General features: G+C 60.9%; 22 protein-coding genes. 14 read left to right on the top strand and 8 right to left on the bottom strand.

The window, feature by feature from the left end:
* Nucleotides 1-237 precede the first annotated feature (237 nt).
* The 3 genes from FHX06_RS22025 to ribB all read left to right on the top strand — a co-directional run bounded on the left by FHX06_RS22025 (nucleotide 238) and on the right by ribB (nucleotide 5,802).
* Complete coding sequence (locus FHX06_RS22025) at nucleotides 238-3,411, top strand: EAL domain-containing protein (RefSeq protein ID WP_183880859.1); 3,174 nt, start codon at nucleotides 238-240, stop codon at nucleotides 3,409-3,411.
* A 179-nt stretch (nucleotides 3,412-3,590) separates the two neighbouring features.
* Complete coding sequence (aroC, locus tag FHX06_RS22020) at nucleotides 3,591-4,688, top strand: chorismate synthase (RefSeq protein ID WP_113145804.1); 1,098 nt, start codon at nucleotides 3,591-3,593, stop codon at nucleotides 4,686-4,688.
* Nucleotides 4,689-4,698: 10 nt separating this feature from the next.
* A complete protein-coding gene (gene ribB, locus FHX06_RS22015) occupies nucleotides 4,699-5,802 on the top strand; it encodes a 3,4-dihydroxy-2-butanone-4-phosphate synthase (RefSeq protein WP_112971078.1) in 1,104 nt (367 codons plus the stop codon).
* 33 nt (nucleotides 5,803-5,835) lie between these two features.
* Here the strand turns inward: ribB and FHX06_RS22010 are convergent, their stop codons facing one another.
* Nucleotides 5,836-7,026 (bottom strand): winged helix-turn-helix domain-containing protein, encoded by a 1,191-nt coding sequence (locus FHX06_RS22010; RefSeq protein ID WP_183880857.1) that lies wholly within the window; start codon nucleotides 7,024-7,026, stop codon nucleotides 5,836-5,838.
* A 125-nt stretch (nucleotides 7,027-7,151) separates the two neighbouring features.
* Between FHX06_RS22010 and FHX06_RS22005 the strand changes: the two genes are divergently transcribed.
* From FHX06_RS22005 to FHX06_RS21995, 3 genes are read left to right on the top strand one after another with little or no spacing between them, the layout of a single operon-like run.
* A complete protein-coding gene (locus FHX06_RS22005) occupies nucleotides 7,152-7,826 on the top strand; it encodes an energy-coupling factor ABC transporter ATP-binding protein (protein ID WP_183880855.1) in 675 nt (224 codons plus the stop codon).
* A complete protein-coding gene (locus FHX06_RS22000) occupies nucleotides 7,826-8,434 on the top strand; it encodes an energy-coupling factor transporter transmembrane component T family protein (protein WP_113015024.1) in 609 nt (202 codons plus the stop codon). The genes FHX06_RS22005 and FHX06_RS22000 overlap by 1 nt, the downstream gene beginning before the upstream one ends.
* Before the next feature lie 23 nt (nucleotides 8,435-8,457).
* On the top strand, nucleotides 8,458-9,021 hold the full coding sequence (locus tag FHX06_RS21995; RefSeq protein WP_113145800.1) for a biotin transporter BioY: 564 nt from the start codon (nucleotides 8,458-8,460) through the stop codon (nucleotides 9,019-9,021).
* Here the strand turns inward: FHX06_RS21995 and FHX06_RS21990 are convergent.
* On the bottom strand, nucleotides 9,018-9,419 hold the full coding sequence (locus FHX06_RS21990; RefSeq protein ID WP_112542933.1) for an acyl-CoA thioesterase: 402 nt from the start codon (nucleotides 9,417-9,419) through the stop codon (nucleotides 9,018-9,020). The genes FHX06_RS21995 and FHX06_RS21990 overlap by 4 nt on opposite strands.
* Nucleotides 9,420-9,605: 186 nt before the next feature.
* Between FHX06_RS21990 and FHX06_RS21985 the strand changes: the two genes are divergently transcribed.
* The 5 genes from FHX06_RS21985 (at nucleotide 9,606) to dxs (ending at nucleotide 14,685) form a co-directional block, all read left to right on the top strand.
* Nucleotides 9,606-10,541 (top strand): histone deacetylase family protein, encoded by a 936-nt coding sequence (locus FHX06_RS21985; protein ID WP_183880853.1) that lies wholly within the window; start codon nucleotides 9,606-9,608, stop codon nucleotides 10,539-10,541.
* 2 nt (nucleotides 10,542-10,543) lie between these two features.
* A complete protein-coding gene (locus tag FHX06_RS21980) occupies nucleotides 10,544-10,795 on the top strand; it encodes an exodeoxyribonuclease VII small subunit (RefSeq protein ID WP_003545921.1) in 252 nt (83 codons plus the stop codon).
* 89 nt (nucleotides 10,796-10,884) lie between these two features.
* On the top strand, nucleotides 10,885-11,652 hold the full coding sequence (locus FHX06_RS21975; protein WP_112971082.1) for an SDR family NAD(P)-dependent oxidoreductase: 768 nt from the start codon (nucleotides 10,885-10,887) through the stop codon (nucleotides 11,650-11,652).
* 90 nt (nucleotides 11,653-11,742) lie between these two features.
* Nucleotides 11,743-12,666, top strand: a complete 924-nt coding sequence (locus FHX06_RS21970; RefSeq protein WP_183880851.1) for a pirin family protein — start codon at nucleotides 11,743-11,745, stop codon at nucleotides 12,664-12,666.
* Nucleotides 12,667-12,768: 102 nt separating this feature from the next.
* Nucleotides 12,769-14,685 (top strand): 1-deoxy-D-xylulose-5-phosphate synthase, encoded by a 1,917-nt coding sequence (gene dxs, locus FHX06_RS21965; protein ID WP_112971084.1) that lies wholly within the window; start codon nucleotides 12,769-12,771, stop codon nucleotides 14,683-14,685.
* A 23-nt stretch (nucleotides 14,686-14,708) separates the two neighbouring features.
* Here the strand turns inward: dxs and FHX06_RS21960 are convergent, their stop codons facing one another.
* Nucleotides 14,709-15,038, bottom strand: a complete 330-nt coding sequence (locus tag FHX06_RS21960) for an Atu4866 domain-containing protein (protein WP_183880849.1) — start codon at nucleotides 15,036-15,038, stop codon at nucleotides 14,709-14,711.
* Between the two features lie 2 nt (nucleotides 15,039-15,040).
* Complete coding sequence (locus FHX06_RS21955) at nucleotides 15,041-15,778, bottom strand: SDR family oxidoreductase (protein ID WP_183880847.1); 738 nt, start codon at nucleotides 15,776-15,778, stop codon at nucleotides 15,041-15,043.
* Nucleotides 15,779-15,906: 128 nt separating this feature from the next.
* Between FHX06_RS21955 and FHX06_RS21950 the strand changes: the two genes are divergently transcribed.
* Complete coding sequence (locus FHX06_RS21950; protein WP_312866591.1) at nucleotides 15,907-16,827, top strand: AraC family transcriptional regulator; 921 nt, start codon at nucleotides 15,907-15,909, stop codon at nucleotides 16,825-16,827.
* A 122-nt stretch (nucleotides 16,828-16,949) separates the two neighbouring features.
* Here FHX06_RS21950 and FHX06_RS21945 read toward each other — a convergent pair whose 3' ends face one another.
* The gene (locus FHX06_RS21945) at nucleotides 16,950-18,893 is read right to left on the bottom strand and encodes a methyl-accepting chemotaxis protein (RefSeq protein ID WP_183880845.1); all 1,944 of its coding nucleotides are present in this window, start codon (nucleotides 18,891-18,893) and stop codon (nucleotides 16,950-16,952) included.
* A 311-nt stretch (nucleotides 18,894-19,204) separates the two neighbouring features.
* On the opposite strand from FHX06_RS21945, the gene FHX06_RS21940 reads away from it, so the two are divergent.
* Both FHX06_RS21940 and FHX06_RS21935 read left to right on the top strand, forming a co-directional pair.
* Entirely contained in the window at nucleotides 19,205-19,951 is a 747-nt protein-coding gene (locus FHX06_RS21940) for a TlyA family RNA methyltransferase (RefSeq protein WP_112543123.1), read from the top strand.
* The gene (locus FHX06_RS21935) at nucleotides 19,948-21,198 is read left to right on the top strand and encodes a class I SAM-dependent RNA methyltransferase (protein ID WP_183880843.1); all 1,251 of its coding nucleotides are present in this window, start codon (nucleotides 19,948-19,950) and stop codon (nucleotides 21,196-21,198) included. Before FHX06_RS21940 ends, FHX06_RS21935 begins: the two co-directional genes overlap by 4 nt.
* A 4-nt stretch (nucleotides 21,199-21,202) precedes the next feature.
* Here the strand turns inward: FHX06_RS21935 and FHX06_RS21930 are convergent, their stop codons facing one another.
* The 3 genes from FHX06_RS21930 to FHX06_RS21920 form a co-directional block, all read right to left on the bottom strand.
* The gene (locus FHX06_RS21930; protein ID WP_162733302.1) at nucleotides 21,203-21,676 is read right to left on the bottom strand and encodes an SRPBCC family protein; all 474 of its coding nucleotides are present in this window, start codon (nucleotides 21,674-21,676) and stop codon (nucleotides 21,203-21,205) included.
* A gap of 4 nt (nucleotides 21,677-21,680) precedes the next feature.
* A complete protein-coding gene (locus FHX06_RS21925) occupies nucleotides 21,681-22,043 on the bottom strand; it encodes an ArsR/SmtB family transcription factor (RefSeq protein ID WP_112542922.1) in 363 nt (120 codons plus the stop codon).
* A gap of 294 nt (nucleotides 22,044-22,337) precedes the next feature.
* Nucleotides 22,338-23,090, bottom strand: coding sequence for a crotonase/enoyl-CoA hydratase family protein (locus tag FHX06_RS21920; RefSeq protein ID WP_183880841.1), 753 nt, complete (start codon nucleotides 23,088-23,090; stop codon nucleotides 22,338-22,340).

Here is a 23,090-nt window from a genome sequence, read left to right as displayed (position 1 = left end):
CCCCTTTAAGCGCTGCCATGAATATCGAGTGGCCACAGATAAACTCCTGAATATGGCGAAAATTGCCCGGAAGAATGGCTTTCGGCGCCCAATTGATGAATAGGATTTTACGGATAATCAAGAGGCCTGTTTAACCGTCTTTTTCTCTCTGTTTACGTGATTTAGCGGCCGCGAATGCGCGCAATCGTAAATTAACCCCTGCCCCCTAAAGTCGGCGCGAATGTAGGGGTGTGTGATTTGCAATTCCGGCTGAGCAACGGCAACCAGCTGCGGCGTGTTCTGAAGAATACGCGCGTCTCTCTGCTGGTTTCCGCCATCGTGGCCATCGTCGTTATTGCCGTCGGCTTTGCACTCGACCGCGCGAATACTGCTGCCTATCTGCGCGAGCTGCACATCCGTACTGAAAACGAGACCAACCTGATCCGTGCCCGCGTGATGGCGCAGATCAATATGGATATCACCGCCGTCCGCGACCTTTCCAACCTGATCTCGCTCAGCACGCAGACGAACGAGGCGGAGATGGAGCGGCAGATCAACTGGCTGCTGATCCAGAACCCGCATTTCATCAATATTGCGCTCGCGCCCGATTTCATCGTCAAATCGGTCTATCCGGCGCAATCCGACAAGGACCGAATCGGCAAGGATGTGCGCGAGCGGCTGATGGAGCGCATGTCGATCAGCCGCAATGCCGGCGACCAGTCGGCACGCTTCTACGGCCCCTTCAAGACGACGGATGCAGAAAACGCCTTCGCGATCTTCTTTCCGGTTTTCGTCAAACAGAACGGCCAGCGCCGCATCTGGGGCGCGGTCGAGGTGGTCATAGACCAAAACATGTTCTACGAGTCGACCGGCCTGATGCCAGCGCGCAACAGCGAAAATCAGGAGCGCTATCCGCATCTCGACCATCTTTCGATCGCGGTGCGCGACATCGGCATTCCGAATGAGACGGCTGCGCCCTTCTTCGGCCCCGCCAATATTTACGAAAAGGACCCGCTCCGCCGCAAGATGAGCTTCGCGGGCGGGCGATGGGAACTGGCGGCAGTGCCGAACGACGGCTGGCACGCGGTTCCCGGCAATCGGCATGAATTGCGATTGATCATCGTCGCCGCGGGCTGCGTGATCATCATCCCGATCTTTTTCGCGACCCTGCTGCTCGGCGAACGCAACCGTAACATCACGCAGCTCGAGGCCCGCGAAGCCAAACTTCTCGAACTGTCGCAGCGCCTTAACCTGGCGCTGGAATCTTCCCGCATCGGCATATGGGAGTTGCAGGAGAACGCCACCAACCTTTCCTGGGACGCACGTGCATCCACCCTTCACGGCCTCAAGTCGATCGAAGGCAGCCGGCCGCTGGAAGTGTGGCTTTCGACGATCGTGCCCGAAGACCGCGAAATCGCCGAGGTTCATTTCCTCGGCTGCAGCATCGCGGGAGAAGCCTGCACCGCGCAGTACAGGGTGATGCGGGAAGACGGCCGGATCCGCCACCTGCGCTCCATCGGCGCCTTCTATACGGATGCCGGTGGCACGGGAAAAACAATCGGCATCGTCTGGGATGTGACAGCCGATGCGGAAGTCACCAACACGCTTCGCCTTGCCAAGGAAACGAGCGAGCTCAAGAATGCCGAGCTGGAACTCGCGCTGGAAGAACTTTCGAGCCGCGAGGCGGAGCTTTCCGAACTCTCCGGCAAGCTCGACCTCGCGCTCGATTCCTATCAATGCGGCATCTGGGAAGCCATTCTCGGCAAGCGCGGCTCGATCTGGGACGAACGCATGCACGAGCTCTACGGATTGAAGCAGAGCAATGCCTTCGTGACCGAAGATGCCTGGCTCTCCTGCATCCACCCCGATGATCGCGGACTGGCGCTCGAAAGCGCCCGGCATTTCAAGCAAGTCGGAGACACGCATACGCTCGTCTGCCGCGTGCCGGATGAAAATGGCGGCCTGCGCTACGTGCGTTCCGTTGGCAAGGTGCATCGCACGCCGGCCGGTGAGATGAAGATCATCGGCATTGCCTTTGATTCGACCGAGGATGCGTTGATGACGCTGCGCCTCAAGGCCGCGAAGGATGAGGCGATCACCAAAAACATCGAGCTGGAACTCGCCAAGAACAGGATCGAGCACAACTCTCTGCACGACCCGCTAACCTCGCTCGCCAATCGCCGCAAGCTTGATATCGCACTGGAAAACCTGACGGATGCCGGCCGCGGCGAGCGGCAGAAATTCGCGATCCTGCATATCGACCTCGACCGCTTCAAGGAAATCAACGACACGCTTGGGCATGCCGCCGGCGACGCGATGCTGGTGCATGCCTCACGCGTGCTTTCAAGAAGCCTGCGCGACAGCGATGTCGTTGCGCGTATCGGCGGCGATGAGTTCGTCATCCTCTCCTTCGACGTGGGCGATAAGGAGATGGCGGAGCTTGCCGGCCGCGTCATCGAGGAAATGCGCCAGCCGATCGATTTCCAGGGCTTTCCCTGCCGCTGTGGTGTGTCGATCGGTATTGCGCTGGCGAACGGCATCCATGTCGACGCCCGCAAGGTCCTGATCAATGCCGACATCGCGCTCTACCGGGCCAAGAGCCTCGGCCGCAACCGCTTCGAATTCTTCAACCACAATCTGCAGGCCGACATCATCAACAATAAACGCACGGCTGATGAAATCCTGGCCGGGATCGACAACGGCGAGTTCACGGCCTGGTACCAGCCGCAGTTCAGCGCCCGTACGATGAAGCTGACCGGTGTCGAGGCGCTGGTGCGCTGGCGCCATCCCTCCAAGGGCTTGCTCACGCCGGACAAGTTCCTGCGCATTGCCGACGAGATCAATGTCGTCCAGACGCTCGACCGCATCGTGCTGGAGACCGCGCTGCGCGACAAGATGCGCTGGGCGGCACAGGGCATCTTGATACCGAAAATCTCCGTCAACGTTTCGGCACGGCGCCTGCATGACGGCAGCCTTCTGGAATCGCTCGGAGGCCTGCAGATCCGTCCAGGCGAAATTTCCTTCGAGCTGGTGGAATCCATTTTCCTCGATGAAAGCGAGGACGTGGTTTCGCATAATCTCGAACGGATCAAGGCACTCGGCATCGATATCGAAATCGACGATTTCGGTACCGGTCACACGTCGATCGTGTCGCTGCTCAAGCTCAAGCCGAAACGGCTGAAGATCGACCGGCAGCTCGTAAAGCCGATCGTCGCCTCCTCGCAGGAGCGCGCGCTCGTCAGTTCCATCATCGAAATCGCCCGCTCGCTCGGCGTGGAGACAGTGGCCGAGGGCGTCGAGACGCTCGCCCACGCAGAATTGCTGCGCGATCTCGGCTGCGATCTCCTGCAGGGCTACGCCTTCGCACGCCCCCTCTCCTTCGATGATTTCGCCATCGAGGCGCGCGGCACGGCCTGGCTGCTGGCATCCTAGAGCGCTGTGCATCCATTCGGACGCACGAAGGCAAACTTCCGAAATACCATTTCCCCGATCGCACCATCAGGCGCAAAGAAAGGCTTTTGCCTGAACGGTTTTTTGGCCTATGAGTGTCGCGCCTTTTTGAGTAATGGCGCGGCCGGTGACGACCGGCTCCGCGCATCCGGCGGGAACACATGTCGCACAATACATTCGGTCATCTCTTCCGTGTAACCACCTGGGGCGAAAGCCACGGGCCGGCGCTCGGCGCCGTCGTCGACGGCTGCCCTCCGGGACTGCGCTTCAAGCTGGAGGACCTGCAGGTCTGGCTCGACAAGCGCAAGCCCGGCCAGAGCCGTTTCGTCACCCAGCGGCGCGAAGACGACCTGGTAAAGGTTCTCTCCGGTGTGATGATGGATGCCGACGGCGAGACGATGATTACGACCGGCACGCCGATCTCCATGCTGATCGAGAATACCGACCAGCGTTCCAAGGATTACGGTGAGATCGCCCGGCAGTATCGCCCCGGCCATGCCGACTATACCTATGATACGAAATACGGCATCCGCGACTATCGTGGCGGCGGCCGGTCCTCTGCCCGCGAGACGGCAGCCCGCGTTGCGGCAGGCGGCATTGCCCGGCTCGTCGTGCCCGGTGTCACGATCCGTGGCGCGCTTGTGCAGATCGGCAAGCACAAGATCAACCGCGCCAACTGGGACTGGGATCAGGTCGGGCAGAACCCGTTCTTCTCTCCCGATGCCGAGATCGTGCCCGTCTGGGAAGAGTATCTCGACGGCATCCGCAAGGCCGGCTCTTCGATCGGCGCCGTCGTCGAGGTGATTGCCGAAGGCGTGCCGGCCGGCCTCGGCGCACCGATCTACAGCAAGCTCGACCAGGATATCGCTTCGCTGCTGATGTCGATCAATGCCGTGAAGGGCGTAGAAATCGGCAACGGTTTTGCTGCCGCCGAAACGAGTGGCGAGGACAATGCCGACGAGATGCGTATGGGCAATGACGGCAAGCCGATTTTCCTGTCCAACAATGCCGGCGGCATTCTCGGTGGGATTTCGACCGGCCAGCCGGTTATTGCCCGCTTCGCCGTCAAGCCGACCTCATCCATTCTCACCGAACGGCAGTCGATCGATGCCGACGGCAAGAATGTCGATATCCGCACCAAGGGCCGTCATGACCCCTGCGTCGGCATCCGTGCCGTGCCGATCGGCGAGGCGATGATCGCCTGCGCCGTTGCCGACCACTATCTTCGCGACCGCGGCCAGACCGGCCGGCTGAAATAGGACTTGTCCCATGCCTTATGACCAGAAGCGTGTTGTCGATGCTATCAGGGCTTTCGAAGCCGGCGAGATCGTCGTCGTCATGGATGACAATGATCGTGAAAACGAGGGCGACCTGATCGTCGCCGCCGTGCACGCGACGCCGGAAAAGATGGCTTTCATCGTGCGCCACACGTCGGGCATCGTCTGCGCGCCGATGCCGAAGGAAGAGGCCAAGCGACTGAACCTCAACGCGATGGTGGCGGAAAACGATTCCGCGCACACCACCGCCTTCACCGTTTCCGTCGATTTCAAGCACGGTACGACGACGGGCATTTCCGCCGACGATCGCACGCTGACAGTGCGCAACCTTGCCAACCCGAATGTCGGCGCGTCGGATTTCGTCCGCCCGGGGCACATTTTCCCGCTGGTCTCCCGCGAAGGCGGCGTGCTGATGCGCTCCGGACATACGGAAGCGGCAGTCGATCTCTGCAAGCTTGCCGGCCTGCCGCCGATCGGCGTCATCTCCGAACTCGTCAATGACGACGGCACGGTGACGCGCGGCCCGCAGGTCGTGGATTTCGCCGAGCAGCACGGGCTGAAGCTTCTGTCGGTCGCCGACCTCATCGCCTATCGCCAGCGCAAGGAAACACTGATCGAGCTCGGCTCGAGCTTCGATATCGAAACACCGTTCGGCAAGGCCAAGGCGCATACCTATTCGCTACCCTGGGATCCGATGCAGCATCTCGCCGTCGTCTTCGGCGATATCAGGGACGGCGTCGATATTCCGGTGCGTCTGCATCCGGAAAACGTCGCCGACGATCTGTTCGGCAAGCGCAAACCGGTCGACTTCTACATGCAGAAGATCGCCGAACAGGGCCGTGGCGTCATCGTCTACCTGCGTGAAGGCTCGGTCGGCGTCGGCCATTACGACAATGGCCGCAAGGCCCGCAATCAGGGCCGCGAGGCCCATGTCGAGGCACAGACACGTGACAGCGAATGGCTGGAAATCGGCCTCGGCGCACAGATTCTGAAGGATCTTGGCGTCAGCTCGATCAAGCTTCTGACCAGCCGCGAGCGGCACTATGTCGGCCTGGAAGGTTTCGGCATCAAGATTTCCACCACCGAGATCTGCTGACCGGCGATCCCTTCTGCTCTCAAGGAGAAGGGATCATCCTTTCCAGCCGTCCAGATAGACGACTTTCTCCACGCCGGCGAAACGCGCCAGACGCTCCAGTTCTGCCTCGAGCTTTTCGAGTCGCCCGGCAGATGCCTTGACACGCGGTTCCAGCCATAGCCTTTTGACGTCCAGCGTGCCGTTCTTGCGGTCTGCCTTCATATCGATACGGCCGATGAGCCTGTCGCCTTCCAGAAGCGGAAACACGTAGTAGCCATATTCGCGCTTCGGCTCCGGGACGAAGATTTCGATGCGGTAGAAGAAACCGAACAGTCGCTCTGTCCGGTTTCTGTCCCGGATCATCGGGTCAAACGGGCTGAGCACCCGGATTCGCGGCGGTGCTTCCGGATAGTCATCGAGCGTACCAAGGAAATCGGCTGAAGCCCAGGAGGAACGTGGCTTGCCGCCAAGGGCCGGTTCGATCAGCACCTCGATCAGTTCATCCCGATGATCGGCCACCCACGCCTTTGCCTCATCCGGCGAGAGCAGATCCCAGAAGGCTGCGATTTCGCCGTGCGTGGCAAAGCCGAGACGGGCAAGCGCGCTGCGACAAGCCCAGTCGACGAACTCCTCGCGGCTCACCACCGGTTCGTGGAATTCGGCAGGGATGACGCGTTCGGCGAGATCATAAATCTTCTGGAAATTGGAGCGGCCGGCGATCGCGAATTTGCCGGTGCGCCAGAAATATTCGAGCGCCGTCTTGTTCGGGTGCCAGTTCCACCAGCCGCCGGAAACATGCCCGTCCGCCTTCATGTCGCGCGCCAGGATCGCGCCGTTATTGACTACCCGTTCAAAGGTCTCCTCGAAGGAGGCTTCGAAGCCTTCGCCACGCCATTTGCGCCAGCGCTCGATGATTGCCTTCTCCTCGTCGAGGAACTTGTGCTTCCAATATTTGAAGAAGGCGCTGGGCAGGATGGAGGCATCGTGCGTCCAGTGCTCGAAGAGCGAGCCATCCTTCTCCAACAGCGCGGTCAAGTGTTCGCGCCGGTAGGTCTGGTTGCGGGAAAAGAGAATCTGGTGATGGGCGCGCTCCACCGTCTGGATGCTGTCCACCTGCACGAAGCCGAGATCATGAATGAGGTCCAGCAAGCCGGCCTTGGTCAACGCGCGGTTCGGAGGCGCGCTCAGACCTTGCTTGGCGAGAAAGATACGGCGGGCATCGGAATTGGAGAGCAGATTCGTCATCCAGCCATCATAGCGCGGAAAATCTTCCTAGCCACCCGATACGATATTCCAGCCGATTTGATTTTGATCCTTTATCGGGTCATCAGCGCTCTATAAAAGCGAGAATTCAAACACGGGGACCAGAATTGGATATTCGTTTCGAGAGCGCAGGCGCCAGTTTCGGAGCAAGGGTAGCGGTCGAGCCGCTGACGCTGTCTCTCACCGAAAACCGCCTCGGCGTCATCGGGCTCAATGGCTCCGGCAAGACCACTTTCGCGCGGATGGTCAATGGGCTCATGAAACCCACCACGGGCAAGGTTATCGTCAATGGACGGGATACGCGCGACGAGAAGACGGCGCTTGCCGAAGTCGGCTTCATCTTCCAGTCGCCGCAGAACCAGATCATCCTGCCGATCGTCAGGGACGACATCGCTTTCGGACTGAAAGGCCGAGGCCTCACAAAGGCGGAGATCGAGAAAAAGGTCGAGCTGGTGCTCGCCCGGTTCAATGCCGAGGAACTGGCTCCTCGCCGGGCGCATGAGCTTTCGGGCGGCGAGCTGCAGATTGCGGCGCTTTGCTCGGTGCTGGCGACGGGTCCCGATATCCTTATCCTCGACGAGCCAACCAACCAGCTCGACCTGCGCAACCGCGCTCTGGTGCAGAAGACCATCGACGGGCTCGAAGAAAATGTCGTCGTCATCACCCATGATCTTGAATTGATTTCAGGTTTCGGGCGAGTGCTGCTGTTCCACGAAGGCAAGCTGGCGGCCGATGCGCCGGCAGCAGAAGCGATCGCCCACTACAGGGAGCTTGCGGCCTGATGCAGTCACTTTATCTCGAAGGCAACAGCGCCCTGCACCGGCTTTCGCCTCGGGCAAAGATCTTTTCGCTCTTCCTGCTCGGCTTAGTGCTGTTCATCAGCAACAATATTCCGCTGCTCGCAGTCGTCATGCTGCTGACCGTGCTCGCCTATCGCAGCGTCGGCATGCCGAAGAAGGAATCAGCCGCTCGGCTGAAACCGATCTTCCTGACAATCGCGTTCGTGGCGCTCGTCACCTTTATTGTTAATCCGTGGCATCAAGCTTTGGCAACGTTGCTACGGCTGACTGCGCTGATGCTGTTTGCCGCCGCCGTGACGGCCACAACGACGATCGCCCAGTTCATGGACGAGATAACGACGCTTGTGCGGCCACTGGAACGCATCGGCTGGGTGAAGGCCACTGATGTTGGTTTGGCGGTCGGTCTCGTGCTGCGTTTCGTGCCCGAGATCATTGCCCGTTACCATGCGATCAGCGAGGCACATGCGGCTCGCGGGCTGAAAGTGCGACCGACGACGATCCTTACCCCGCTCATCATTTTAACGCTGAGGGATGCGGATAATGTTGCTGCGGCAATTGACGCACGCGGCATTCGACGGCATGTCAGTTAACGTTTTGTGAATTGGAGATCACGATGAGCACGCGCGACCTCGTTCTTACCGCTCTTTTCGCCGCGATCATCGTGGCCCTCGGCCTGTTGCCGCCTATTTATGTCGGTATTGTCGCAGTTCCGATTACGGCACAATCGCTCGGCGTGATGATGGCAGGCGTCGTCCTTGGCGCGAAACGTGGCTCTATTGCAGTGCTTATTGTAATTGCGCTTGTCGCAATGAACCTACCGGTGCTTTCGGGCGGCCGCGGCGGAATGACGGCCCTTGTCGCCCCTACCTCAGGTTTCCTGTATGGCTGGGTGTTCGCTGCTTTTGTTACAGGCTTCCTCAGCGAGCGGCTGGTCAACGCCGGACAGTCAGGCCTCGTGCAGACGGTGAGCTTTTTCCTTGCTGCCGTCATCGGCGGCATCTTCGTGCTCTATCCATTTGGCATTGTCTTTGCGGCTATCGTGGCCGATGTCACCTTGCAGAAGGCCTTCCTCGGCAGCCTTTTCTACGTCCCTGGGGACGTCATCAAGGCCTTCGTAGCGGCCCTTGTTGGCCGGGCTGTTATGGTCGGCTATCCGTTGCTGCCGGTTCGCGCCTAATCCAGGAAACCATAGAGCCAGTCGCGCGTCTCTTCGGGGAGCGTGACCGGCTCGCCGTCCTCACGGCTGCGTGCCTGCCAGGTAATCTCAACCTCGGCGGCACGCTCGTCTTCGATCTCGGCAGCGATAAGGAAGCCGATGGAACGGACGCCGATCTTATCGACGCCAGCAGTGAAGGTTACAGTCTCGTGATAGTGCAGTGGCCGGTGAAGGATGCAGGACACCTTGGCAGGAGTGTAAACAGGCTCGTCCTCTACGCCGGGTCTCAATGACCAGAAACCTGCAAGTACGGATTCCGCATAGGAAATATAGGAGGCCAGAAACATCTGGCCGTTCATATCGACATCGCGAAACGGCACACGCAATTCCACCATGTCCGGGCGGTTCGTCTTACTCATTTACTGGTCTGCCTTGCAGGTTATCACTGTGACCCTAGCACGGGGTCCGGCGATGTAAACGAAACAATTAAAATAGCGTAAACGCCGGCACATGGCTCTTAACTGCGGCTATGCGGCTTGTTGAAATCGGCAGGGAGTGCCCCATCTCGTGTGGATCATGACATATACGACCGATAGAGTGCCGACATGAGCACCCGTCTTTACGAACATCCCATCTTTCTCGAGCACGTGACGCCGTCTGGCCATCCCGAGCGCTCCGACCGTATCCGTGCGCTGAATGTGGCGCTGGAGCATCCGAACTTCGAGCGGCTGGACCGCAAGCAAGCCCCTCAGGCAAACGAGGATGCGGTGCTGCTTGCCCATCCGGAAGAGCACCTGATCGCCGTCATGCGGCAGATCCCGGAAGAGGAAGACAAGATCAACCAGCTCGAAGCCGATACCTATGCCAGCCAGAAGAGCCTGCAGGCGGCGCTGACCGGCATCGGCGGGGCGATGGCCGCCGTCGACGACGTGTTCCGCGGCAAGGCGGACAATGTGTTTGTTGCCGCCCGGCCGCCGGGACATCACGCCGAGAAGATGACCGCCATGGGCTTCTGCTTCTTCAACAATGCGGCGATTGCCGCCCGCCATGCGCAGAAGGCGCATGGCGCAGAACGTGTGGCCATCGTCGATTGGGACGTGCATCATGGGAACGGCACGCAGAATATTTTCTGGGACGATCCTTCCGTGCTTTTCTGCTCCACCCACCAGATGCCACTCTATCCCGGCACGGGGGCAAAGGACGAGAATGGCGCGCATGGCACCATCGTCAATGCGCCGCTCTCGCCCAATGTCGGCAGCGATCATTTTCGCGAGGCCTTCAAGTCGCGTGTGCTGCCGGCGCTTACCGATTTCCGGCCCGACCTCATCATCATCTCGGCCGGTTTCGATGCGCATCACCGCGATCCATTGGCGCAGATCAACCTGACAGGCGAGGATTTCGACTGGGCAACAGGCCGGCTTCTCGAAGTTGCCGACCGTAGTGCCAATAACCGGGTCGTCAGCCTGCTCGAAGGCGGGTATGATCTGGAAGGACTCGCCGAATCGGCGGGCATGCATATTCTGAGAATGATGAAGGGTTGAGAATGACTGACAGCGCCAAGCCGGAGGTTTCCGGCCTTTCCTTCGAAAAGGCGGTTGCCGAACTCGAAAGCATCGTTGCGCGCCTCGAACGCGGCGACGTGGCGCTGGATGAATCCATCGAGATCTACGAGCGCGGCGAAGCGCTGAAGAAGCATTGCGAGACGCTGCTTTCGGCTGCCGAAAACCGCATCGAGAAGATCCGCCTCGACCGCGCCGGCAAACCGCAGGGCGTGGAACCGCTCGACGGCGCCTGAGACGCGTACCGAAACTCCCTTTCAAGACACTTGGCGACCGGCTTCTGACCGATCTATGATCCCTCGATAGATATCAAGGGAACAGCAAGATGACGGACAGATTGAAGGGCAAGGTCGCCATTATCTCGGGTGGCGCGACCGGCATGGGCGGCGCTGCCTCTAAGCTCTTTGCGGCTGAGGGCGCGCGTGTCGCCATCATCGATCGCAATGGCGAGGCGGCAGCGAAAACCGTCAATGAAATCCGCACTGCGGGCGGCGAAGCCGATTACTGGACGGCCGACGTCTCCGAAGAGGCAGCCGTCAATGCCGCGGTCGCCGGCGTCGAGGAACGCTACGGGCCGGTGACCGTGCTTTTCAATCATGCCGGCACGATCGTCATCAAGCCGTTCCTGGAAACCACGCTGCAGGAATGGGATTGGCTGCACGCCGTCAACGTGCGCTCGATGTTTTTGATGACCAAGGCCGTACTGCCCAAAATGATCGAAGCCGGCGGCGGATCGATCGTCTGCACGTCATCGATCTCGGCGGTTGCCGCCACGCCGATGGAAGTGCTCTACGATACGACGAAAGGCGCGGTGCATATGTTTGCGCGTGCCATCGCGGTCGAATTCCGGGACCGCAACATCCGCTGCAATGCCGTCTGCCCCGGCTTCATCCGCACGCCGCACGGCTTGCGCGAAGTGAAGGAATTGCAGGCACATGGCGTCGATGTTTCGGACGCAGCGATTGCCGCGCAGCAGGGCCGGATCGGCGAACCAGAGGATGTCGCCCGTGCGGCGCTCTATCTTGCCAGCGATGAATCGATCTTCGTCAATGGGGCGCATCTTTTCGTGGACAATGGCTTCACGGCGATCTGAGCGCTTCGCCGTTATCTGACAAACTGACCCTTTCGCCACAGACCGGCAGACGCTATCTGTGGCTCCAGGCCTTTGTGATCGGAGTGCGCCATGTCCTTCTTCCCCGGTAAAGATCCCCTCCCCGGCGATGCCTTCGCCTGCGATGCGATCGAAAACCTGATCATCCCGCGCACCAGCGATATCGGTGGCTTCCAGGTGCGTCGTGCCCTGCCGACGCGCCAGCGCCGGCTTGTCGGGCCATTCATTTTCTTCGATCGCATGGGACCGGCGATCCTGAAGCCGGATGAGGCGCTGGACGTGAAGCCGCATCCGCATATCGGGCTCTCAACCGTCACCTATCTCTTTGACGGGGAAATCCGCCATCTCGACAGCCTCGGAACGGAAAAAGTCATCCGGCCCGGCGACATCAACCTGATGACGGCCGGGCGCGGCATCGTGCATTCGGAGCGCACGCCGGACAATCTGCGCGGCCATCCGCTCTCCATGTCCGGCCTGCAGACATGGCTGGCGCTGCCCGACGACAAGGAGGAGATCAATCCTTCCTTTGCCCATACCGAAAAGGGCGACATGCCTGTTATCGACGATGGAGGGGTGACCGGCCGTGTCGTCATCGGCTCGTTCGAAGGGCTGAATTCGCCGGTGAAGGTTTTCACCGATACGCTCTATGCGGATATTGCCCTGCAGCCGGGCGCGAAATTTCCCTTCGGCGCCGCCCATGAAGAACGCGCGGTCTATGTGCTCTCGGGCGAGGTCGTCATAGCCGGCGACCGGTTCGCCCCAGACCAGCTTCTCGTTTTCCGGCCAGGCGATGCGATCACGCTCGAAGCGGGCGTCGAGGGCTGTCATCTGATGCTGTTCGGAGGAGCTGCACTCAACTCGAAACGCTACATATGGTGGAATTTCGTATCTTCCTCGAAAGAGCGGATCGAGAAAGCCAAGGAGGAGTGGCGCACCGGCCGCTTCGATATCGTCCCCGGCGACGAAGAGGAATTCGTGCCTTTGCCGGAGGGCTGAAGTGCTCTAAGGTGAAAATCTTGCGGTTATGCAAATGTAGTTGTTTTGCCGCAATTCAATCGAATAAAGCAAAGCCGATCAGTCAAAGAAGAGCGCCCGCCCGTGACACAATCCCCGAAGACCCCGCTGCTCGATCAGGTCACCTATCCTGCCGACCTGCGCAAGCTCGAGGACCGCGACCTGCCGCAGCTGGCACGCGAAGTCAGGGACGAAATGATCGACGCCGTCTCCCGCACCGGCGGGCATCTCGGCGCAGGTCTTGGCGTGGTGGAGCTGACGATCGCGATCCACAACGTCTTCAATACGCCTGACGACCGGCTGATCTTCGATGTCGGCCACCAGTGTTATCCACACAAGATCCTGACGGGGCGCCGCGACCGGATCCGGACGCTGCGCCAGGAAAACGGCCTGTCCGGCTTCACCCGCCGAGCAGAAAGCGAATACGATCCCTTCGGTGCCGCACATTCCTCGACTTCGATTTCCGCCGGCCTCGGCATGGCGGTCGCCGCCGATATCGACAAGACGGACCGCCGTGTGATTGCCGTTATCGGTGACGGGGCGCTCTCGGCAGGCATGGCCTATGAGGCGCTCAACAATGCCGGCGCGCTCGATGCGCGACTGATCGTCATTCTCAACGACAACGACATGTCGATCGCCCCGCCAACGGGCGCAATGAGCGCTTATCTCGCCCGCCTTGCTTCCGGTCGCACCTATATGGGCTTCCGCGATTTCGGCAAGAAACTGACGGCCTATCTCGGCAAGAATATCGACCGGGCGATCACCCGCGCCGTCGAGCATGCCCGCGGTTACGTGACCGGCGGGACGATGTTCGAGGAGATGGGCTTCTATCATATCGGCCCGATCGACGGTCACTCCTTCGATCACCTTCTGCCCGTCCTGCGCAATGTCCGCGACAATGCGAATGGCCCGGTGCTGATCCATGTCGTGACCCAGAAGGGCAAGGGTTATGCCCCGGCGGAAGCTGCAGCCGACAAGTATCACGGCGTCAATAAGTTCGATGTCATCACCGGCACACAGGCGAAGGTAAAGCCGAATGCGCCGAGCTATACGAATGTCTTTGCCGAGACGCTGGTCCAGGAAGCTACGCTCGACGATCGCGTCGTCGGCATCACCGCCGCCATGCCAAGCGGCACGGGCCTCGACAAGTTTGCGGAGATTTTCCCGTCCCGCTGCTTCGATGTCGGCATTGCCGAGCAGCATGCCGTGACTTTCGCCGCCGGCCTTGCCGCCGAAGGTTTCAAGCCGTTTGCAGCGCTCTACTCCACCTTCCTGCAGCGCGCCTATGACCAGGTTGTGCATGATGTGGCGATCCAGGGTCTGCCAGTGCGCTTCCCGATCGACCGCGCCGGTTTCGTCGGCGCCGACGGACCGACGCATGCGGGTTCCTTCGACACGGCCTTCCTCGCCACCCTGCCCGGCTTCGTCGTCATGGCCGCCGCTGACGAGGCGGAACTGAAGCATATGGTGCGCACCGCCGTTGCCTATGATGCCGGCCCGATCTCGTTCCGCTATCCGCGCGGTGAAGGTGTCGGCGTCGACATGCCCGAGCGCGGCCAGATCCTGGAAATCGGTAAGGGCCGGATCGTCAAGGAAGGTACGAAGGTTGCGCTTCTTTCCTTCGGTACGCGGCTTGCCGACTGTCTGCTGGCGGCCGAAGACCTCGATGCCGCTGGTCTTTCGACGACGGTTGCCGATGCGCGTTTCGCAAAGCCGCTCGACCACGCCTTGATCCGCCAGCTTGCCCGCCACCACGAAATCCTGATCACCGTCGAAGAAGGCGCTGTCGGCGGCTTCGGCAGCCAGGTGATGCAGTTCATGGCGATGGACGGATTGCTCGACCGTGGCCTGAAGGTTCGCTCGCTCGTGATGCCCGATATCTGGATGGAGCAGGCAAAGCCGGAGGCGATGATCGCACATGCCGGCCTCGACCGCGCCGGCATCGTCTCGACGGTGTTCAATGCACTCGGACGCGGTGTTGCGGTCGGCGTGGCCGGTTAAGGCAGCACGCCGACGCGCTTCTCTTATTCCTGCTTTTTGCCATCATGGTAGAAGATCATTCCGCCGTGATGCAGCACGCCGTCGATGAAATCGCCATCGGCGGTAAAACCGGTATCGTCCCAATATTCGATATGATCGCCGGTCACCTCATAGCGGCCCCGATAGGCGCTCGTTCGTGTGCCCCGCGCCTCGTCATAACGGCCGTTCGGCAGCAATTCCTGGCGGATATGGCCGTCACCTGTGATCCACATGCCGAGATAGGGATGGTTCTGCACTTTGCTTTCCTCTGAGAAGACCGGAGATGGAGCGGCAAGCGAAAGAGCCGCCCCGGCAATAGCCTCGCGGATCCGCATGGTCACATGCCCATACTGGCCGTCGGGCGGACGGTAATGTCGTTGATATCGACATCCTCGGGCTGCTCGATGGCGAAGCGGATTGCCCGCGCGATAGCGTCGGGCTTCAGGGCGATCTCGCGGAAGGAGACCATCGCCTCGGCCGAGAAGGGTTCGGTGATTGTCTCCGCCAGCTCGGATTCGACGACGCCCGGATAGATGCAGGTTACGCGCAGCTTCTTGTTTTCCTGGCGAAGCCCATCGGAAATCGCCCGCACCGCATATTTCGTCGCGCAATAGACCGCCGCGGTCGGCACGACCGATAGACCTCCGATCGAGGAGATGTTGATGATCTGCCCCCGCTCCTGCGCGTTCATGATCGGCAGCACGGCGGCAATGCCGTAGAGAACACCCCTGATGTTGACGTCGACCATGCGATCCCATTCCTCGACCTTGAGCGAGGACATCAGCGAGAGCGGCATCACACCGGCATTGTTGATGAGCACGTCGATGCTGCCGAAAGCATCCACCGCTGCCCTAGCGAAGGCCTCGACATCGGCCCGGTCGGTAACGTCGAGCGCGCGGAATTCCACCGTGCCGCCGCTACTGCGGATTTCCTTTGCCAGTTCCTCGAGCCGGTTGGTGCGGCGCGCGCCGATCATGAGCTTTGCGCCAGCCGCGCCCAGTTCGCGTGCGGTGCCGGCGCCGATGCCGCTGCTGGCGCCAGTAATCAGAACGGTCTTGCCTTTGATACCAGTCATGTTCTTTCCTCATGCTTCAATCGGGACCGCAGCCGGATGCCGCTGGTCCATACGCATGAGATTGGGCTTGCAGGGCGCCAGCCGGTAGCAAACTTTTCCGGATTTCTTGCACGATCTTCCGAAAGCGGTTGAAGACACTTGGCATTCGACGCAGCGCGGTTCATCCTGCCTTCATGGAAAAAATCGCCGAACTTGCAGACCTGATTGATCGCCACACCGCGGCAGATGGCAACTTCGACACGATGCTGCCCAGGGTCGGCATCATACGATCCTCTGCTCGCACGGAGCCGATCCACACACTCTATGAACCCTCCCTGTGCATCGTGGCCCAGGGGCGCAAGCGTGCCGTGATCGGCGATGTCGCGCATGTCTATGATGCGGCGCACTATCTCGTCGTCGGCGTCGATCTGCCTGTGATCGGCGCCGTCGTCGAGGCAAGCGCCAACCGGCCCTATCTGTGTTTGCGGCTGCAGCTCGATCGCGGCCTGCTTACCGAGATGCTGCCTGCCGTCCAGGGACGTTTATCGGAGAGCCCTGCCGCCGGTGTCAGCGCCACGACGCCTGAGCTCATCGACGCAGCCGTGCGGCTGCTACGCCTGCTCGACACGCCCGATGATGCAGAGGTTCTGGCGCCGTTGATCGAAAAGGAAATCCTCTACCGGCTCATCCGCGGACCGCAGGGCGCGCTTCTGCGGCAGATCGCCAATGGCGAGAGCCGACTCAACCAGATCGGTCGGGCGATCGACTTCGTGCGGAAGAATTTCAGCGAGCCTTTCGCCATCGAACATCTGGCTTCGGTCGCCGGCATGAGCGCCTCATCCTTCTACGAACACATCAAGACTGTCATGGCGATGAGCCCGCTGCAATTCCGCACCCAGCTTCGCCTGCAGGAGGCGCGGCGACTGATGGTGACAGAAGGGTTGACTGCGGCCGAGGCAGGTTTCCGTGTCGGCTATGACAGCCCTTCGCAGTTCAGCCGGGACTATGTGCGCATCCACAATGTTCCGCCGCGGCGCGATATCGAGCGGATGCGCGCTTCCGCCGGCTAAAGCAATTCCAGCAAAAGTGTGCAGCGGTTTTGCGTCCGGAATTGCGTGAAAACAAAAAAGATAAAGCAAAAGGAAAGGGCGGCACTGAATGCCGCCCTTTTTCGTTTCCGAAGAGGTCGCTCTCAGAACTCGGTCCAGTCTTCCTGGACGACGGCGGCAGCCGTCGCCTGCTTGCCGCCGAAGGCCTTGGTGACCTTGCTGGCAAGCGCGCGGGCCGGAGAGGCGACCGGGCGGGACGTGGCGGTTGCGGCAACCGTCCGCTGAGCCGGAGCGGCAGCCTGCGCGCCGAGCTTGAACTGGCGCAACAGATCGTCGAGGGCGGAGGCTTCCTGGGCAAGCGCGTGGCTTGCCGCCGTCTGTTCTTCGACCATGGCGGCGTTCTGCTGGGTGCCCTGGTCCATGTTGTTGACGGCGGTATTGATCTCCTGCAGGCCGATCGACTGTTCGCGGGTGGCCGTGACGATCGCGCCAACATGACGGTTGATTTCCTGCACCTCGGCGACAATCGCTTCCAGCGCCTTGCCGGTTTCGCCGACGAGGCCGACGCCGGAATTGACCTGTTCGCTTGACGTGTTGATCAGCGCCTTGATTTCCTTGGCGGCGTTTGCAGACCGCTGGGCAAGTTCGCGGACTTCCTGGGCGACGACGGCAAAACCCTTGCCGGCTTCACCGGCGCGGGCCGCTTCGACGCCGGCGTTCAGAGCCAGAAGGTTGGTCTGGAAGGCAATGTCGTCGATGACGCCGATGATGTTGGAGATCTCGCCCGAGGACTTTTCGATCTGCTGCATGGCCGAAACGGCCTTGCGGACGACTTCGCCCGACTTTTCCGCGCCGAGGCGGGTGCGCTCGACAAGATTGCCGACATCCTCGGCGCGCTTGGCGGAGTCGCGGACCGTGGTCGTGACTTCTTCGAGGGCGGCCGCAGTCTCTTCGACGGCCGCGGCCTGCTGCTCGGTGCGGTGAGCGAGATCATCTGCGGCGGAGCGGATTTCACCGGCGCCGGCATTGATCGCCGAAGCGTTGCGGCCAACGGACTGCAAGGCAGCCTGCAGCTTTTCGACGGCGTTGTTGAAGTCGTTGCGCAGGCTATCATATTGCGGCGCGAATGGCGTGTGGATGCGGGCTGCGACATCGCCAACGGCAAGGCCAGCAAGACCGCCGGCCAGAGCTTCGATGGCGAAGCGGATCTCGCCCTCTTCACGGGCCTTCTGCTCGTCGCTGGCCTGGCGCTGACGCTCGGCTTCTCCGCGCATGCGGTCGGTTTCGCCGGCAAGCTGCTGCTTTTCGATCGCGGCATCCTTGAAGACCAGCACGGACTGGGCCATGCGGCCGACTTCGTCCTGACGGCCGGTTGCCGGAACCTCGATATTGTGGTCGCCGCCGGCGAGACGGTCCATGGCAGCGGTCATGCCGACGATCGGGCGGACGATGGTTCGCGACAAGGCCCAGGCAAGAGCAGCCGCGGCAAGGGCAGCGGCAACGCCACCAACCAGAAGCGTGGTCTTGAGGTCGCTGTTGGCATCCGCTTGCGCGGCAGCGAGAGCCGTCGACTTGTCACGAGCGAGCGACTTGATCTTGGCGGAAGCGGCGCGGAAGCCGTCAAGCTGGCCCTTGGTGGCGTTGACACCGATCTTGACGACGTCTGCGATCGGGGTCTCGGTTTCCTTGCGGGCCTTGGCCTGCGGCTCGGCAAGCTCATGGAAATAAAGGTCGGCAGCCTTCTGCATGTCGTCGATCATCGACAGCAGTTCGGGCTGGGAAGCGGCGGTCTGTTTGGCTGCGGCAATCGCCTTCAGCATACGCTCGCGGTTGGCAAAAATATCGCCATAGGTGCTGTCGCTGCGGAAGAGGATGAAGCCGCGCAGGTTGACGGCCTGCTCCAGCATGGCCTGGAGCGCGTCATCGATCTGGTTGACGAGAAGCTCGGACTTTTCCTGTTCGGCGGAAGCGCTCGCCGATGTCGTTGCCTTGGAATACACGAAAGCGGAAACGGAAACGAAAATAAGGATGAGTGCTGCGAAAGTGGCCGCAAGCTTACCATTCAAGGATATGTTTCGGGCGAACATCGGTCAATTTCTCCTGGCGACATCAGGCGCGACAAGGGGCGACCACGCAAATGCGCAGCCACAAGACTTCTTGATGAGGAACATGATCGGCGGGGAGGACGCGGGAGCCTTCATGGCACCAAGCGATTCAAAGGCGAACCGCTACAATCAATGTGAACCTAGGCGGGCCGGATTTAAAATTGTTTAAATTTGTGCGTCGCAGCACAAGTTGCTTCGAATTATTCCAGACCGACGATGTGAGACCGTGCCCGCGTATCGGCAATATCAACAAAATGCTTGCAACCCGAGGCTTTGCCGGTCATTCACAGCCAATGTCCGATCAGAACAGCCAACGCCTCGACCAGCTTCTCGTCACCCTCGGCCTTTTTGCGAGCCGTTCACGGGCACGGGACGCCGTGTCACGCGGCACCGTCAAGGTCGCCGGCAAGGTGGTGACGAAGGCCGGCGCCATCTTCGGGCCTGACGCGGCAATCGAGATCGACGACCCCGCGCAGGATTATGTTTCGCGTGCAGCATTGAAGCTCGTTGCGGCGCTCGACCATTTCGGGCTCGACCCGGCAGGGCGGCACTGTCTCGATGTCGGCGCTTCGACCGGCGGCTTCACGGAAGTGCTGCTCGAAAGGGGGGCTGTGCATGTCACGGCCATCGATGTCGGCCACGGGCAGATGCATCCGAGAATATCAACCGATACGCGCGTGACCAATATCGAGGGGCTCAATGCCCGCAACCTGACGGCTGAGGACATCGACCATGCGGTGGACTTCGTCGTCTCCGACGTCTCGTTCATCTCGCTGAAGCTGGCGCTTGCTCCCGCTCTCGATATTGCCGAAACGAATGCGATCGCCGCGATCCTCGTCAAGCCGCAATTCGAGGCGGGGCGCGAGGCGATCGGAAAGGGCGGGCTGCTCAAGGATCCGGCCTCCGGCCCCGACGTGGCGGCAGAACTGGAGCGCTGGTTTACTGAAGATATGGGCTGGAAGAGTTTAGGGCTCATCCCCTCGCCGATTTCAGGCGGAGACGGCAATCAGGAATTTCTACTGGCAGGGACGAAAGCGTGAGCACGGAAACCATCACCATCGACAGGCTCGGAGCACAGGGCGACGGCATTGCCGCCAGCCAGGACGGGCCTGTCTACGTTCCCTTCACACTGCCCGGAGAGACGGTGGCGATCGCCCGCGTCAAGAACCAGGGCACCGTCATGTCGATCGCCTCGGCCTCCGCCGACAGGCAGGAGCCGCCTTGCCGGCATTTCGGGCCTGACGGCATCAACGGCACCTGCGGCGGCTGCACGCTCCAGCATATGGCCGACGCGCCTTACCGCGCCTTCAAGCGGCAGCTTGTTGTCGACGCGCTGAAGTCCAAGGGGCTGACGCCCGAGGTCGGCGAAGTCGTCGCCGCCCATCCCGGCGAGCGACGGCGAGTGGTGTTTGCGGCGCGCAAGACCGAAAAGGACATGCTCATCGGCTTCAACCAGGCCGAAAGCCATCATATCGTCGCCATCGAGGAATGTCCCATCTCGTCGGCCGGGATCATCTCCCGGCTGCCGGCGATCAGGGCAGTCGGAGCGGCGATCGCGACCAATGCAGAGGCCTTCCGCATCGCGGTTCTGGAAACGCTCTCCGGCCTCGATCTTGCGGTCGAAGGCGTGAAGAAGCTTTCCGACCAACAGCGTCGCAAGGCGATCGAAGTCGTGCTCGGCCTTCGCGGCATCGCCCGCGTTTCGCTCGACGGCGAAATTCTCATCGAACCATCCAAGCCGATCGTCGAATTCGGTGGCGTGCAGGTCTCGCCGCCGGCCGGCGGTTTCACGCAGGCGACGAAGCCTGCCGAAGAAGCGATGGCGAAGCTCGTGCTTGCCCATGTCGGCAAAGCCAAGCGAATAGCGGATCTCTTTGCCGGCGCCGGTACCTTTTCGCTGCAGCTTGCCCGCCTCGGACGCGTGCATGCCGTCGAAGGAGACGCCAAGGCGATCGCCGCACTCGACCACGCGGCGCGCAATACGCAGGGCTTGAAGCCTGTCACAGTCGAGAAGCGCGATCTCTTCCGCCGGCCGTTGATGACATCGGAGCTCAAGGTCTACGACGCCGTTGTTTTCGACCCGCCGCGTGCGGGGGCCGAATTCCAGTGCAAGGAACTGGCCCGCTCGGCGGTGAAGAAGATCGTCGCCGTCAGCTGCAATCCGCTGACACTTGCCCGCGACCTCGCTATCCTCGTCGAGGGCGGCTACCGGATTACCTCGGTAACGCCCATCGACCAGTTCCTCTGGACCTCGCATGTCGAGGTGGTGGCAACGCTGGAAAAGTAAGCGGTCAGGCGACCTTCTCGCCGGCGAGGTAGCGGCCGAGCTGGTCGAGCTGTCCGGCGATGCCGGCTTGGCGATATTCGACCTTGTCGCCGCCGTCGAGGATCGTGATCTGTTCCGTTACCATGACATGCGTGCCTTCCGGCACCGGCGTCAGGCTGATCGTCGTCAGTGACGAGGAGATGCGTCGCTCGTTGTGCGACATCGTATAGGCATAGACGATACGGCGATCCCGGACGATATCCTCGTAGCGCGCGTCGGCGACATATTCGTCACTCTTGCCGAAATTGAACCGGCTGATATCGCGGCCGCCGACGCGGAAATCATTCTCGGTATAGGTGGTTGTGAAGTCCTCGCCGATCGCCTCCCACTGCAGGCGCGCCTTCGGATCGGACCAGGCGGCGAAGACACGCGGGGCCGGCACATCGTATGTGCGTTCGATGGAGAAGGTGGAATGGAGGGTACTGTACTCTTCCTGCATAGTCTTACTCCTTTTCGGTCTTTCCAGGGTTCTCCGGCATATCCGGATTGGCTTCGAGATAGGCACCGAGCCTGTCGAGACGGTGCTCCCAGAGGATGCGGCGCTCATTGATCCAGTCTTCGGCGGAGCGCAGCGCCTGCGGCTCTATCCGGCAGGTGCGAATACGGCCGGTCTTTTCCGAACGCACCAAGCCGCTCGCTTCCAGCATCTGCAGATGCTGGAGGACGGAAGGCAGCGCCATGGGCAGCGGCTCAGCCAGTTCTTTCACAGAGGCTGGCCCTTTGCAGAGCCGATCGACCATGCTGCGCCGGGCCGGGTCCGCCAGAGCCTGAAACATCAAATCAAGTGCATGCGATTGGTTAGGCATACGCCTAACTATAGGCACGGCAGGATCGGAGTCAATAAATAGTTTGGCAAACGCCTAACTATTCTGAGCCTGGAAAAGGTGCAGCCGGGATGCAGGCGGCCCAAAAGCTTCGCAGCGCGGGGGTTAAGCGCGCTGCGAACGGACGATGGCCGTGGGTGAATTCGGACAGAGGGTCGTACGAAACACGTCACGCCCGGACGGTTGGGGGGATCCGTCCTCTATTCAATAATTATTCTATGCTTAAGGGATGCTTTAAATTGACAACTGATAATATTAGCTGATTTTTAGGGGTACTCAGCGACGCATGAAAGCCTCGAAAGCCGCGCGGGCCTCAGCCGTTTTCAACCGCGCTGCGAAATGACGGGCCTCTTCGTCAATCCGCGCAATAATCTCCTCACGCGGGCCACGAATAAGATCGCGGGCAATCTTCAGCGCTTCCGGAGGCTTGGCGGCCAGCTTCGCGGCGGCAGAAAGCGTCTGGTGTTCTACCTGTTCCGCGGTCGTCACTTTCCAGATGAGACCGGCCAGCCTGGCGTCTTCCGCCGAGAAAGCCTCGCCGGCAGCGAGCATCGCAAAGGCGCGCTGCTGCCCCATGATGCGCGGAACGATCAGGCTGGAGCCCGCTTCCGGCACGAGCGCCAGATCGACGAAGGGCGTGCGGAACTGGCTGCGGTCGGAAGCGATTGTCAGGTCGCAATGCAGGTTGAGCGTGGTGCCGATACCGATCGCAAGACCATCGACGCCCGAGACGAGCGGTTTTTCGGCTTTGGCGAGTGCGTATAGGAAATCGATCAGATCCTGCCCCATGCTGCCGCCCATGGCTGCAGCGAGGAAATCGCCGATGTCGTTTCCGGCGGAGAAACAGCCTTCCGTGCCGAAGAACACAGTCACCCTGACGCCGTCATCGCTGTTTGCGGCATCCAGCGCATCCGTCATCGTGCGATACATGTCACGCGTGAAGGCGTTCTTCTTCTCCGGCCGGTTGAAGCGGATGACCTGGACAGCGCTGTTTTCCGCGTATCGCTCGATGATGACGGGCTCGCTCAT

Origin of the sequence: Rhizobium sp. BK512 (genome assembly GCF_014194915.1) — a bacterium.
GTDB lineage: Bacteria > Pseudomonadota > Alphaproteobacteria > Rhizobiales > Rhizobiaceae > Rhizobium.
Note: the sequence above shows the minus strand (reverse complement) of the source record. Positions and strands in the feature narration are given on the sequence as shown.